This is a genomic window from Mycobacterium sp. TH-M116 (genome assembly GCF_057473685.1).
On the sequence record NZ_JBYCLC010000185.1, the window covers coordinates 1 to 13,436 of the forward strand.

Here is a 13,436-nt window from a genome sequence, read left to right on the forward strand (position 1 = left end):
TGGAGGTGAGGACACCCTCGCCGCCGTTGCCGCCGTCGCCGCCGGTGCCGCCCTGGAAGCCCGTTCCGCCGGTACCGCCATTGCCGCCGGCCCCGCCGACGACACCGCTGACGCTGGCGGCACCCCCGGCACCGCCGTCACCGCCGGTGCCGCCGGTGCCGAAGGCGCCGCCCCTGCCGCCACTGCCCCCGGTGCCGCCGTCGCCGCTGACTGCGCCGCTGACGCTGGTGGTGCCGCCGTTGCCGCCGGTGCCGCCGTTGCCGCCGGTGCCGGCGGCACCCGTACTGCCGCCCAGCGAGCCGGCGCCGCCGCCCGCAGCTCCGCCGCTCCCGCCGACGCCCCCGGCTGCGCCGTTGCCGGTGGTGCCTGCACCGCCGTTTCCGCCGTTCCCGCCGCCGCCGCCCTGACCACCGGCTCCGCCGGCCCCCAGCAGCCCGCCGGACCCGCCGAACCCGCCCGCGCCACCGGCGCCGCCGGTACCGCCGACAGCGCCGACACCACCGTCGCCGCCCGCCCCACCGGCCCCGCCGATCCCGCCGGCGCCGCCGCCGCCAAAAAACAGCCCCCCGGTCCCGCCCGCCCCGCCGGCCCCGCCGGCCCCGCCGGTTCCGCCCGCCTGGCCGATGCCGCCGGTTATGCCGGTTACGCCGGAACCACCGGTACCGCCGTTGCCACCGTCGCCGAACAAGAACGCCGACCCGCCGGGTCCTCCGGCCTGCCCGGGTGCACCCGACCCGCCATTTCCGCCGTTGCCGAAAAGCCAGCCACCCGGACCACCGGCCTGTCCCGTTCCCGCTGTCCCGTTGGTGCCATTGCCGAACAGCGGCCGTCCCGTGAAGGCCTGCCAGGACCCCTGAAAGGCCGAGTTTGCTTGTTCGAGGGAGCGCAACGGCATCGCACTGGCCGCCTCGGCGGTCGCATACGCACCACCTGCGCCGTCAACTGCCCGCACAAACTGCGCGTGAAACGCTGCCGCCTGCCCGCTGAGCTCCTGAAAGTGCTTGCCCTGTAAGGAAAACAGCGCCGCGACCGCCGCTGACACCTCGTCCTCGGCCGCGGCCACCACCCCGGTCGTGGGGACCGCCGCCGCAGCATGCGCTGCGACCACCGCCGAGCCGATCTCGGACAATTCCGTTGCCGCCGAAGTCAGGAATTCTGGGGCTACCGCCAGATACGACATCGCCACCTCTAATCGGGTCGTTGCCGTCACCACATTAGTGAGCCGCCACCATAGTAGTGAGATTGTCGGCACATCTGGGTGAATCGGATGAACGTGACCAGTGCCGAGACTAAGGCGCAGGACGGCGGCTGCGAAAGGGGCAAAGTCCCGGGTATCGACAGATCCCGGGTATCGACAGAAACGTATCGCCGCCTCCGATCGCACTCATGCCCTTGTGCAGCATGTCCTGCTGTAGCCAGGTCCTGCTGTAGCCAGATCCCATTTCACGCCGATGACCAGTTGACTGTGGTCGCGTCATCGGTGACGTGCGGCTGATGCGGCCGCGCCGCGACTCCGGCTTGACCTTTGGTAAGGCAATCCTTACTTTAGGGATAACTTACCGAATCGGAGCGTGGTGTCTTGGCAGAGGTCGGCGCGGCGGAGAAGTACCGCTGATGGCGCGCGGGTTCCAGGGTGTGGTGTTGCGGGTCCTCGGCGCGCGCGACCACACGGCAACGGTGACCGAGACCGTGCGGATCGCGCCGCACTGCGTCCGGATACGCATGGTGTCCTCGACGCTGTTCGACGACGCGGCGCCCGAGCCCGCGGCATGGCTGCGTTTCTGGTTTCCGGACCCGGATGGGTCCGGCACCGAATTCCAGCGCGCCTACACGATCTCCGAGGCGGACGTGGCCGGCGGTCGCTTCGCGATCGACGTCGTGCTGCACGACCCGCCTGGTCCGGCTTCGTGGTGGGCGCACACGGTCGACCCGGGCACGACGATCGCGGTCATGTCGCTGATGGGTTCGTCGCGTTTCCAAGCACCGGGGGAGCGGCCGGCCGGCTATCTGTTGATCGGCGACTCGGCGTCGATTCCGGGCATCAACGGGATCATCGAGACGGTACCCGACGACGTCCCGATCGAGGCTTACCTTGAGCAACACGACGATGACGACCCGCTGATCCCGCTGGCGCGGCATCCGCGCTCACGGGTGCATTGGGTTGCGCGCCGCGACGCGAAGTCGCTGGCAGAGGCGATCGAGACGCGTGACTGGACGGGTTGGTACGCGTGGGCGACGCCGGAAGTCACGACACTCAAACACGCGCGCCACCGGCTGCGCGAGGAGTTCGGCTTGCACAAGTCCGAGATCCACGCCCAGGCCTACTGGAGCGCCGGACACGCGATGGGCATCCGGCGCGGTGCAGGGCCGGACGCGCTGGCCGGTAGTAATCCGGAAAGCGCAGTGTCGCAACAGGAGTCGTCGGCGCCGACACCGGACCAAGCGCCTGCGCCGGCATCCACCGACAAGTGGCGCACCCAAGCCGTCGACCGGTTGCTCGCGCCGCTGCGGCGGCGCTGACCGTGGCCGGAAAGGTCGGGTCACCGCAACGCGTGCCGAATGGCTTACAGTTTGTCGGTCCGACAACGACCGGTTTCACGGAGGCATGCGCATGAGTGCGGTGGTGTCGATCCCGCGGTATCCCGGCGACGTGACACCCGAATGGCTCTCCGCCGCGCTCAGCGAGCGCCGCGGCCCCGTTGAGGTCACCGACCTCGAGGTGGCGGCCATCGGCACCGGACAGACCGGAGCCACGTACCGGCTCAGGGCCCGGTATGCGACGGATCCCGGTGGCCTGCCCGACACGTTCGTCATCAAGTTGCCCGCCCAGGACGACATCGTGCGCGGCCGGGTCGCCGTCGGCTACCGCAGTGAGTGCGCGTTCTATACCGGGGTGGCCGACCGGGTTCGGATTCCGACCCCACAGTCTTTCTATTGCGAGATCACCGAAGACGCCGTGGACTACGCGCTGGTGCTGGCCGACGAGGCGCCCGCGGTGCAAGGCGATCAGCTCGCCGGCTGCGGCGAGCGGGAGGCGCGGCTGGCCGTGACGGCGCTGGCCGGCCTACACGGGCCCAGCTGGTGCGACCCGGTGTGGCTGGACTTTCCGGGCATCGCCTTCGCGCGGCCCGACGAAGCGGGCGCGAACGGGCTGGGCGACGTGGCGAAGATGAGCCTCGACATCACCCTGGCGAAGCTCGGTGACCGGATGGAACCCGAGGACCGCGAAACCTTGGCGGCCACTATGGGTTTGGTGACACCGTGGCTGCTCGCCGAATACGACCGGTACGCCTTGCTGCACGGTGACTACCGACTGGACAACATGTTGTTCGATCCCGTCCGCAGCCGGGTGAGCGTGGTGGACTGGCAGACGTTGGGGGTGGGACTACCCGCCCGGGACCTCGCCTACTTCACGGCCACCAGCCTGGATTCGCATCTACGCTCGGCGATCGAGAACGACCTCGTCGACGAATACCACCGAGCGCTGCTGACGCACGGTGTCAGGGGCTACGATCGCGAAACATGCTGGCGTGACTACAGGCTCGGCGTGCCGCAAGCCCTGCTGATCTCGGCGCTGGGATTTGCCTTCGCCGCCGCCACCGATCGTGGCGACGACATGGTGCTGACGATGCTCACCCGCGGCTGCCAGGCCGTGCGCGACCTGGGAACGCTGGACCTGATCGGCTGACGTTCAGAACTCGTCGGAGAAGTCGGCGCTGAGCCAGCGGTCGGGTCGGATGGTGAACAAGACCTCCTCGACACCCTCCATGCTGCGCACGAATGCGCGGCCACCCTCTTCGCCGAGGTAGCGGATGGCGACGGCTTCCTGAAGGTCCGCCGGGGCGGGTTTTGTGATGTCCACGACCGTGCCCTCCACCACCACGTATTGATACGGCAGCTCCTCGCGCTGGACCACCAGCGTCACCCCACCGGCCCGCTCGATGAGCCGGGCCTTGCGGCTCGACGCCCCGGTGATGATCCGGACGTTGCCGCCGGGGCGGTAGTCGTACCAGATCGGGACGCTGGCCGGTGGGCGGCCGTCGGTGGCATCGACGGAGAGCACGGCGACGTGCGTTCCGGCAAGGAATTCCTGGCGTTCGGTGTCGCTGAAGCTTTTCATGCCGACTGCAAGCGCCCATCTGCGGCGGCTATTCCCGGCCGTGGCCCGCGCCGGCGACGAAGGCGAGTTTGCCCGCGGTTCGCCCGCTCACCGCTGCGCCGCCCTGACCAGGTTGGAGCCGATGATCAGGCGCTGAATCTCGCTGGTGCCCTCGTAGAGTCGCAGCAGTCGCACGTCGCGGTAGATGCGCTCCACGGGCACCCCACGCATGTAGCCGCTGCCGCCGTGGATCTGCACCGCGAGATCCGCGACCTTGCCGGCCGTCTCGGTGCAGAAGAGTTTGGCCGCCGACGGCGCGACCCGGCGGTCCTCGCCGGTGACCCACAGCCGCGCCGCCTCACGGGCCAGGGCGCGCCCGGCCAGCACCCCGGCCTGCTGGTCGGCGAGCATCGCCTGCACCAACTGGAAGCTGCCGATCGGCGCCCCGCCCTGGGTCGCGGTGGCGGCGTAGGACACCGACTCGTCGAGCGCGCGCTGGGCTGCGCCCATGGCCAGCGCGGCGATGTGGACCCGGCCGCGCGCCAGGGAGGTCATCGCCGCGCGATAGCCGATGTCCTCGCTGCCGCCGATCAGCGCATCGGGCCCGACCCGGACGTCGGCGAAGCCGACCTCGGCGGTCCACGCCCCCTCCTGTCCCATCTTGGCGTCCTTGGCGCCCACCTCGACTCCCGCGGTGTCCGCGGGGACCAGGAACACGGCGATCCCGGGGCCCTGATCGTCGGCCGGCCGGGTGCGCGCGAACACCACGAACAGGTCGGCGACCGGCGCGTTGGTGATGTAGCACTTCCGCCCGGAGAGGACCCAATCACTTTCTTCACGAACGGCTTTGGTCTTCAGGCCGGCGGGATTGGATCCCGCTCCTGGCTCGGTCAGTGCGAAGGAGGCGACGACGTCGCCGGAGGCCATCGGCTCGAGCCAGCGCTGCTTCTGCCCGTCGGTGCCGAAGCCGACGAGCACCTGTCCGGCGATGCCGTTGTTCGTGCCGAACATCGAGCGCAGGGCCAGCGAGGTGTAGCCCAATTCCATTGCCATTTCGACATCTTGGACCAGATTCAGACCCAGTCCGCCCCACCGCTGGGGAATTGCGTACCCGAACAACCCCATCGTGGCGGCCTGTTTCCGGAGGTCGTCGGGTACCCGATCGTCGGCCAGGATCTCCTGTTCGCGCGGTACCACCGCGGTGCGCACGAACTGGCGGGTCTGGGCGAGGATCTCCCGGAAGTCCTCGTCGGAGACTTCGGGAACTTCGGCGGTTGGCATTCGACAGACGCTCCTCATTCGCGTGGGCAACCCCGGGGGTGGGAGAAATCCTATATGAAATACGATATTCGAAACGGTGTGCCCCCGGATCGGGAGCGTGAACAGGTGAGGAAGCGTGATCGGGTGTCGTTGCTGAGCGGTCAAACTGCGGTGATCACAGGTGGTGCGCAGGGTTTGGGCTTCGCCATCGCCCAACGCTTCGTCGCCGAGGGCGCGCGCGTGGTGCTCGGCGACGTGAACCTCGAGACCACCGAGGCCGCGGCGAAACAGCTGGGTGGCGACGACGTGGCGCTGGCGGTCCGGTGCGACGTGACCAAGGCGGCCGATGTCGAGGCACTGATCCAGACCGCGATCGAGCGTTTCGGCGGGCTGGACATCATGGTCAACAACGCCGGGATCACCCGCGACGCCACGATGCGCAAGATGACCGAGGAGCAGTTCGACCAGGTCATCAACGTGCACCTGAAGGGGACCTGGAACGGCATCCGGCTGGCGGCGGCGATCATGCGGGAGAACAAGCGCGGGGCGATCGTGAACATGTCGTCGGTGTCGGGCAAGGTCGGGATGATCGGGCAGACGAACTATTCGGCAGCCAAGGCGGGCATCGTGGGGATGACCAAAGCCGCTGCCAAAGAACTCGCCTATCTCGGAGTCCGCGTCAACGCGATCGCTCCCGGGTTGATCCGCTCGGCGATGACCGAAGCCATGCCGCAACGCATTTGGGACGAGAAGGTCGCCGAGATCCCGATGGGCCGGGCGGGCGAGCCCAGCGAGGTGGCCGGCGTCGCGCTGTTCCTGGCCTCCGACCTGTCGTCGTACATGACCGGCACCGTGATGGAAGTGACCGGCGGACGCCACATATGAGTAGACGCCACATATGAGTAGAGGTACCGAACATGCGTGAGACCGTGATCTGCGAGCCCGTGCGGACGCCGATCGGCCGCTACGGCGGCATGCTCAAGTCCTGCAGCGCCGTCGACCTCGGTGTCGCCGCGCTCAAGGGGCTGCTCGAGCGGACCGGGCTCGCGCCCGACGCGGTTCAGGACGTGGTCCTCGGGCACTGCTATCCGACCAGCGAGGCGCCGGCGATCGGGCGGGTGGTGGCGCTGGATTCCGGTCTGCCGGTGACGGTGCCCGGCATGCAGGTGGACCGGCGCTGCGGGTCGGGCCTGCAGGCGGTGATCCAGGCGTGCCTGCAGGTGGGCGCCGGCGACCACGACCTCGTCGTCGCCGGCGGCTGCGAGTCCATGAGCAACGTCGCCTTCTACTCCACCGACATGCGCTGGGGCGGGGCCCGCGGCGGTGTGCGGGTGCACGACGGTCTGGCGCGGGGCCGCACCACCGCCGGTGGCCGCCACTACCCGGTCCCCGGCGGGATGCTCGAGACCGCGGAGAATCTGCGGCGCCAGTATGGCATCTCACGCCGGGAGCAGGACGAGTTCGCGGTGCGCTCGCACCAGCGGGCGGTGGCCGCGCAGAAGGACGGCATCTTCGCCGAGGAGATCATTCCGGTGGCGGTGCGCACCCGGCAGGGCGAGGAACTCGTTGACACCGATGAGCATCCCCGCGCCGACACCTCGGTCGAGTCGCTGGGTAGGCTCAAACCCGTTCTACTGGGCGAAGACCCGGACGCCACCGTCACGGCCGGCAACTCCAGCGGCCAGAACGACGCGGCATCGATGTGCCTGGTGACCACCCGGGAGAAGGCCGACGAATACGGCCTGACGCCGTTGGTGCGCCTGGTCTCCTGGGGGTCTGCTGGGGTGGCGCCCGACGTCATGGGCATCGGTCCGGTGCCCGCGACCGAGGTCGCGCTCGCCAAGGCGGGCCTGAAACTCGGCGACATCGACCTCATCGAGCTCAACGAAGCCTTCGCCGCCCAGGCTCTTGCGGTCATGCGGGAATGGCACTTCGGCGCCGCCGACCAGGACCGCACCAACGTGCACGGATCCGGGATCTCGCTCGGCCATCCCGTCGGTGCGACCGGCGCCCGGATGCTGGCCACGCTGGCGCGTGAACTCGGTCGCCGGGAGGGCCGCTACGGGCTGGAGACCATGTGCATCGGCGGCGGCCAGGGACTGGCCGCGGTCTTCGAACGGGTCGCGCCGAAGTGACCGAGTTGCCCTTGGACGGGCTCACCGTGGTGGAGGTGTCCAGCTTCGTGGCCGCGCCCCTGTGCGGTATGACGCTGGGGCAGCTTGGAGCGCAGGTGATCAGGGTCGACCCCATCGGCGGTGCCTCGGACTTCCGGCGCCGGCCACTGGCGGCGGACGGGACGTCGATCTACTGGACGGGACTGAACAAGGGCAAGCGGTCGGCGACCATCGACATGCGCTCGGCGGAGGGCCAGGAGCTGGTCCAGCGCCTGATCGTCGAGGGGGACGGCGTCGTCGTCACCAACGCCGCCGGCCTGGCGTGGCTCGGCCACGAGCTGCTGGCCGCCCGGCGCCCCGACGTCATCCACGTTCAGCTGCTCGGTCGCGGGGACGGCTCCACCGCGGTGGATTACACCGTCAACGCGGGTATCGGGTACCCGCTCGTCACGGGTCCGGCCGACCACGCCGGCCCGATCAACCATGTGCTGCCGGCCTGGGACGTGTGCTGCGGGCTGTACGCGGCACTGGCCGTGGTCACCGCGGTCCGGCGCCGCGAGCAGTGCGGGGCGGGCGCGCGGATCAGCCTGGCGCTGGAGGACGTCGCGTTGGCCACCGCGGGCAATCTGGGACTCCTGACCGAGCCGCAGGTCATCGGGACGCAACGCGAGCGGCTCGGCAACGCCATCTACGGCCAGTACGGCCAGGACTTCACCAGCCGCGACGGCGTCCGCTTCATGGTCGTGGCGTTGACGGGAAGGCACTTTCGCGACCTGGTCGCGATGACGGGCACCGGCGAGGCGGTGGCGGCGCTGGCCGGGGCGCTGGGGGCGGACTTCGCCGATGAGGGGGACCGGTACCGCTACCGCGAGGTGCTGTCCGCCCTGTTCGCCGTCTGGTTCGCCGATCACACTGCCGACCAGATTGCCGCCGCGTTGGCGGACACCACTGTGCTCTTCGAGCGCTACCGCACCTTCGCGCAGGTCGCGGCCGGCCCGAAAGTGACTGCCAACCCGCTGTTTTCGAGGCTGGATCAACCGGGCGTCGGGGAGTATTACGCGCCCGGATTGCCAGCCGCTTTCGACGGCGCCCACCCGGCCGGCGCGCCCGCCCCCGCGCTCGGCCAGGACACCGCCGACGTCCTGGAGCGGTGCCTGGGGCTGAGTGCAGCCGACATCGAACGCCTTGCGGACGCGAAAGCGATCGCCCGCTGAGCTCGCCGAAAGAAGGACAGCGCATGACCAGACTCGCCCAGACCCTCGGCCTGACCGAATTCCAGACCGAGATCCTGGCCGCGGTGAGGCAATTCGTCGAAAAAGAGGTCATTCCCCACGCCGCCGAACTCGAACGCGTCGACACCTACCCCCAGGACATCGTCGACCAGATGCGCGAGATGGGCCTGTTCGGTCTGATGATCCCGCAGGAGTACGGCGGGCTGGGGGAGTCGCTGCTGACCTACGCGCTGTGCGTCGAGGAGTTGGCTCGGGGCTGGATGAGCGTGTCGGGGGTGCTCAACACCCACTTCATCGTCGCGTACATGCTGCGCCAGCACGGCACCGACGCCCAAAAGCGGAACCACCTGCCGCGCATGGCAACGGGCGAGTCGCGCGGTTCGTTCTCGATGTCCGAGCCGGAGCTCGGTTCGGACGTCGCCGCGATACGCACTCGCGCGCAACGCAACCCGGACGGCGACTACACCATCAACGGCCAGAAGATGTGGCTGACCAACGGTGCCAGCTCGACGCTGATCGCCGTGCTCGTGCGCACCGACGAAGGCGCGGACAAGCCGCACCGCAACCTGACCGCATTCCTGGTCGAAAAGCCGAGCGGGTTCGGTGAAACCGTTCCGGGCCTGGTGATTCCCGGCAAGATCGACAAACTGGGCTACAAGGGCATCGACACCACCGAACTGATCTTCGACGGGTACCGCGCAAGCGCCGGCGACGTCCTCGGGGGGACACCGGGCCAGGGGTTCTTCCAGATGATGGACGGCATCGAGGTCGGCCGGGTCAACGTGTCGGCACGCGCTTGTGGAGTCGGCATCCGCGCCTTCGAGCTCGCCGTGCGCTATGCCCAGCAGCGGCACACCTTCGGCAAGCCGATCGCCGAGCACCAGGCCATCGCTTTCCAGCTCGCCGAGATGGCCACCAAAGTCGAAGCGGCACATCTGATGATGGTCAACGCCGCGCGGCTGAAGGACTCCGGAGAGCGCAACGACGTTGCCGCCGGCATGGCCAAATACCTTGCCAGCGAGTACTGCACCGAGGTCACCCAGCAGAGCTTCCGCATCCACGGCGGCTACGGCTATTCCAAGGAGTACGAGATCGAGCGCCTGATGCGCGATGCACCCTTCCTGCTCATCGGCGAGGGGACGAGCGAGATCCAGAAGTCGATCATCAGCAAGCGACTGCTCGCCGACTACCGGGTGTGAGACGGTGACCGTCCCCGATTTCGCCGCGCGGCCGCAGCTTTGCGACGACGTCGCGCGCGTGGTCCGCGGCAGGATCTTCGACGGCAGCTACGCGGCCGGCGCCTACATCCGTCTGGACCAGTTGGCCGCGGAATTGGGGATCAGTGTCACCCCGGTGCGCGAAGCACTGTTCGCCCTGCGCGCCGAAGGCCTGGTCGCCCAGCAGCCCCGCCGCGGGTTTGTGGTGTTGCCGGTCACCGGGCGGGACGTCACCGACGTCGCGAACGTGCAGGCGCACGTCGGCGGTGAACTGACCGCCCGGGCCGCGACCGGCATCACCGCGGACCAGCTGCGCGAACTCAAGCACATCCAGGCCCAACTGGAGGATGCCTACGCCCGGGACGACCACGAGGGGGCTGTTCGCCTCAACCACGAGTTCCACCGGGCCATCAACGTCGCCGCGGATTCGCCGAAACTCGCCCAGCTGATGTCGCTGGTCACCCGCTATGCGCCTGAGTCGGTGTTCCCGACGATCGAGGGCTGGCCGGAACAGTCGACGAAAGACCATCGGCGGATCCTGTTTGCGCTCGAGTCGCACGACGGCGATTCGGCGAGGGCTGCGATGGCAGAACACCTTGCCGTCGGGGCGGTTCCGTTGATCGACCACCTGGTTGCGCGAGGGGTGGTTGTCGACGGGGGTTCGGCCGGATCGCCGTGAGGCAACCGGCCGTTGGCGCGCCCGCCCGCGCGGGCCGCTACCACACCGGCGGGTCGGCGTCGGCCTTCGGAGTGTGGATCAACACTGTGCCACCCCAGGACTCGATGCGCGCGTGGTTCACCTGAAGCACGCCGGACGCGGCCAAGGACCATGTGCTGCAGACGAATACCTCCATCGGAGACGTGACAACGCATTCCAGGACCCACTGTCGCTAACGCGGGGGGGATGCCTTTGTTCGTCCGCGCTGGGCCGGTGACTTGGTCGCTTGGCGTTGCCTGGACGGTGACGGCTTGGCGGATTCGGCGCCCTCCTCGATCAGCCGGCCGGCATGGTCGAGGATGCAGTCGAGGCCGTATTCGAAATTGGCTTCGTCGGGCGCTCCGATGCGGTGACCCTGGCTGCTGACCTGCGCGATCAGGGGTGTCGTGGCCGGGTCTATGGCCGCCGCATCCTCGATCGCGTGGGCACCGTTGTCCGCCGACTGGTTCTTTTCGTAGAGTCGATGCAGCACCACCGATCCTCGGACGTGGACCGACACCGCGGAGTAGGTGTCGAACGCATCCTGGGGCGACAGGCCCGCCTCCACGAGGTTGGCGATCGCCCGTTCCACCTCCTGGGCGCCCAAGCGCGCCGCCTTCGGGCTCAAGGCGGCCCGGATCAGGATCAGGTCGCACAGAATCGGGTTGCCCATGAACGTCTTACGCATCAAGCGGGCATGGTTGCGCAGCGTCTCGCGCCAGTCGCTGGCTTCGACGTAGGGGGTGGCGAACACGTACTTGCTCAGGGCACGGTCGGTCATCGCGTTGAGCAGATCGTCTTTTTTGCGGAAGTACCAGTAGATGCTCGTCACGCCAACTCCGAGGTGCTTGCCCAGCAGTGGCATGCTCAAATTATCCAGCGAAACCTGTTGTGCCAGTTCAAATGCGCCACTGATGATGTCGTCGGGGTTGATCGACCCGCGCTCACGTCGTCGGCGCTTATCGGCGGTGGCCTGCTTTGCCACTACGGGGTACCTCCATCAGATCTCGCTTGTGCATTGGCGTCTCGCCGTTCGGTTCCGGCCGTCAAGCCTACCGGTGGGCGTCTGCGCTTCATGCCGACTGCTATTCCTCATTACTGTGATATCTATCGTAGGCATTGTGGTAGATAACTTCGAGGAGGTGACCGCGGATGAGCGGATCAACGATGCCCGGGCGCACGCCCTGGCGTCAGTGACGGAACGTCCCATAGACGTGGCGTTGGCCGAGGCGGCATGTGCTCGCTGCGCGTCGCCACCGCTATCCTCGCACCCGATCCACGCGGATGCACTCGATTCGTCGCGAGCTGATCCGCGTTCGCCCCGTGAGCTCGAGCTGTGCATGATTCACCTCGCGCACTCCCGGTCGGATATCTGGACCAGGTTTTTGGTCAGCGACTCCACCCCTCGCCGGACGACGTCGGCATGTTCGCGCAAGCCAGTGCCCGACAGCCTGCCGTGCCACCTGTGGCCTCCTGCACCCGACACGGTGATCTTCGGCTCCGACCGGCCGGTGCTGAGCTTGCGCCGCGCAACTCTGGAAGCCGCCGGGCTGAACCTTCCGGCCGACGTGTTCGAAAACTACCGTGACCACAACGCACAAGAACTCGTCTTCATTGGCGGGGAGGGACGCTGAGTATGGACCGTCACGAACTACGCAGGCTCGACTACAGCCTGACGTCGGATCACGAAGCGTTGCAAGCCGCCTACCGTGACTTCTTCATGACGCACTGTCCTATCGAAGTCGTTCGCGCCGCAGAGGAGACCGGATTCGACGGGAAACTGTGGGAGCGTCTGTGCGCCATGGGGGCAACAACGATGGCGCTGCCGGAATCCGCGGGCGGGGACGGGGCGACGCTGGTCGACCTGACGCTGGTGGCCGAGGAGATCGGCCGCTCGCTGGCGCCGGTGCCGTGGATCGACCACATCTGCGCGGTCCGGCTACTGGCCCGGCTCGGCGCCGCGGAACCCGACGTCGTCCAGGGCGCCAGGCTCGTCGCGCTCGACCCGCAGCACGACAACGTCTCCGGGACCCGGCTCGTTCCCGCCGGGTCGATCGCAGATCAGGTCATCGTGCGCGACGGTGTCGACGTGGTGCGACTGGCCTTCGGCACTTGCCCGGAGAAAGTGGACAACATCGGCCGGCTGCCGATGGCATGGGTCGATCCAGCGGCCGCCGAAAACCGCACTGTGCTGGCGGGCGGGCCCGACGCGTTGGCAGAATATCAACGGGCACTGGATGAGTGGCGCTTGCTTAACGCGTCGGCGCTCGTCGGCCTGGTCGAGGAGGCCCTCATGATCGCGGCGGAGTTCGCCAAGACCCGCTACACGTTGGGCGTGCCGATCTCGACGCTGCAGGGTATCTCGCACCCCCTGGCCGACATCGCGATCACCGTGCAGGGTGGACGCAATCTGGCTCGGCGCGCGGCCTGGTTCTTGGACAACGAACCCGACGAACGCCCGGAATTGGCTACCTCGGCCTTCGTGTTCATGGCCGAGGAGGCGGCCAGGGCCGCGACCACGGCCGTGCACGTGCAAGGCGGGCTCGGTGTTTCGGCCGAAGCCGCCGCGACGGCGTATCTCGTGCGTGCCCGCGGCTGGGCGCTGGCCGGTGGAGACCCGGGTGCCGGCGCCAAGTATGTCGGCGAACTTGTTGCCGCGCGCGAGAGCGGGATGTAGCACGCGTACATCGCGGACGAGCAAGAAGGGATACTCGAAGACCGCAACGCCCCACCGCAGCGCGGCGTTGGGTCCACTGCGTCCAGTCTCCGCCCGGGGTCGCACGACGAAGGAGAACCGTTGGCCCGGAGCGGCTTCGA

General features: G+C 68.4%; 12 protein-coding genes and 1 pseudogene. 9 read left to right on the forward strand and 4 right to left on the reverse strand.

From position 1 onward, the window contains the following. Positions 1 to 1,180, reverse strand: a 1,180-nt coding sequence (locus AC2VOK_RS09340) for a PE family protein (protein WP_428900232.1), incomplete at its 3' end; no start/stop codon positions are given. A gap of 434 nt (positions 1,181 to 1,614) precedes the next feature. On the opposite strand from AC2VOK_RS09340, the pseudogene AC2VOK_RS09345 reads away from it, so the two are divergent. Both AC2VOK_RS09345 and AC2VOK_RS09350 read left to right on the forward strand, forming a co-directional pair. Continuing rightward, positions 1,615 to 2,511 (forward strand): annotated as a pseudogene (locus tag AC2VOK_RS09345) (siderophore-interacting protein); the annotation flags it as partial. 100 nt (positions 2,512 to 2,611) lie between these two features. After that, on the forward strand, positions 2,612 to 3,688 hold the full coding sequence (locus AC2VOK_RS09350; protein ID WP_428900223.1) for a phosphotransferase family protein: 1,077 nt from the start codon (positions 2,612 to 2,614) through the stop codon (positions 3,686 to 3,688). Between the two features lie 3 nt (positions 3,689 to 3,691). On the opposite strand, the gene AC2VOK_RS09355 is transcribed toward AC2VOK_RS09350, so the two are convergent. Beyond that, positions 3,692 to 4,120, reverse strand: a complete 429-nt coding sequence (locus AC2VOK_RS09355; RefSeq protein ID WP_428900224.1) for a pyridoxamine 5'-phosphate oxidase family protein — start codon at positions 4,118 to 4,120, stop codon at positions 3,692 to 3,694. 87 nt (positions 4,121 to 4,207) lie between these two features. Next, positions 4,208 to 5,380 (reverse strand): acyl-CoA dehydrogenase family protein, encoded by a 1,173-nt coding sequence (locus tag AC2VOK_RS09360; protein WP_428900225.1) that lies wholly within the window; start codon positions 5,378 to 5,380, stop codon positions 4,208 to 4,210. Between the two features lie 123 nt (positions 5,381 to 5,503). On the opposite strand from AC2VOK_RS09360, the gene fabG reads away from it, so the two are divergent. From fabG to AC2VOK_RS09385, 5 genes are all read left to right on the forward strand, one after another. Beyond that, positions 5,504 to 6,244, forward strand: a complete 741-nt coding sequence (fabG, locus tag AC2VOK_RS09365; RefSeq protein WP_421531530.1) for a 3-oxoacyl-ACP reductase FabG — start codon at positions 5,504 to 5,506, stop codon at positions 6,242 to 6,244. A gap of 32 nt (positions 6,245 to 6,276) precedes the next feature. Then, positions 6,277 to 7,494: an acetyl-CoA C-acetyltransferase gene (locus AC2VOK_RS09370; protein ID WP_428900226.1), complete on the forward strand. Its 1,218-nt coding sequence runs from the start codon at positions 6,277 to 6,279 to the stop codon at positions 7,492 to 7,494. Positions 7,495 to 7,562: 68 nt separating this feature from the next. Further along, the gene (locus AC2VOK_RS09375) at positions 7,563 to 8,687 is read left to right on the forward strand and encodes a CoA transferase (RefSeq protein WP_428900233.1); all 1,125 of its coding nucleotides are present in this window, start codon (positions 7,563 to 7,565) and stop codon (positions 8,685 to 8,687) included. Between the two features lie 23 nt (positions 8,688 to 8,710). After that, entirely contained in the window at positions 8,711 to 9,904 is a 1,194-nt protein-coding gene (locus AC2VOK_RS09380) for an acyl-CoA dehydrogenase family protein (protein WP_428900227.1), read from the forward strand. Between the two features lie 4 nt (positions 9,905 to 9,908). Next, on the forward strand, positions 9,909 to 10,601 hold the full coding sequence (locus tag AC2VOK_RS09385; protein ID WP_428900228.1) for a GntR family transcriptional regulator: 693 nt from the start codon (positions 9,909 to 9,911) through the stop codon (positions 10,599 to 10,601). Positions 10,602 to 10,812: 211 nt separating this feature from the next. Here the strand turns inward: AC2VOK_RS09385 and AC2VOK_RS09390 are convergent, their stop codons facing one another. Beyond that, the gene (locus tag AC2VOK_RS09390; protein ID WP_428900229.1) at positions 10,813 to 11,604 is read right to left on the reverse strand and encodes a TetR/AcrR family transcriptional regulator; all 792 of its coding nucleotides are present in this window, start codon (positions 11,602 to 11,604) and stop codon (positions 10,813 to 10,815) included. Between the two features lie 454 nt (positions 11,605 to 12,058). Here AC2VOK_RS09390 and AC2VOK_RS09395 point away from each other — a divergent pair, with 454 nt between their 5' ends. Both AC2VOK_RS09395 and AC2VOK_RS09400 read left to right on the forward strand, forming a co-directional pair. After that, positions 12,059 to 12,253, forward strand: a complete 195-nt coding sequence (locus AC2VOK_RS09395) for a hypothetical protein (RefSeq protein WP_428900230.1) — start codon at positions 12,059 to 12,061, stop codon at positions 12,251 to 12,253. Positions 12,254 to 12,255: 2 nt separating this feature from the next. Next, a complete protein-coding gene (locus AC2VOK_RS09400) occupies positions 12,256 to 13,296 on the forward strand; it encodes an acyl-CoA dehydrogenase family protein (RefSeq protein WP_428900231.1) in 1,041 nt (346 codons plus the stop codon). Positions 13,297 to 13,436 lie beyond the last annotated feature (140 nt).

What these genes read in the sequence shown, in the direction of transcription:
- AC2VOK_RS09350 (WP_428900223.1), top strand. Translation starts at nt 2,612, where the DNA reads ATGAGTGCGGTGGTGTCGATCCCGCGGTATCCCGGCGACGTGACACCC.
- AC2VOK_RS09355 (WP_428900224.1), bottom strand. Translation starts at nt 4,120, where the DNA reads ATGAAAAGCTTCAGCGACACCGAACGCCAGGAATTCCTTGCCGGAACG.
- AC2VOK_RS09360 (WP_428900225.1), bottom strand. Translation starts at nt 5,380, where the DNA reads ATGCCAACCGCCGAAGTTCCCGAAGTCTCCGACGAGGACTTCCGGGAG.
- AC2VOK_RS09370 (WP_428900226.1), top strand. Translation starts at nt 6,277, where the DNA reads ATGCGTGAGACCGTGATCTGCGAGCCCGTGCGGACGCCGATCGGCCGC.
- AC2VOK_RS09375 (WP_428900233.1), top strand. Translation starts at nt 7,563, where the DNA reads ATGACGCTGGGGCAGCTTGGAGCGCAGGTGATCAGGGTCGACCCCATC.
- AC2VOK_RS09380 (WP_428900227.1), top strand. Translation starts at nt 8,711, where the DNA reads ATGACCAGACTCGCCCAGACCCTCGGCCTGACCGAATTCCAGACCGAG.
- AC2VOK_RS09400 (WP_428900231.1), top strand. Translation starts at nt 12,256, where the DNA reads ATGGACCGTCACGAACTACGCAGGCTCGACTACAGCCTGACGTCGGAT.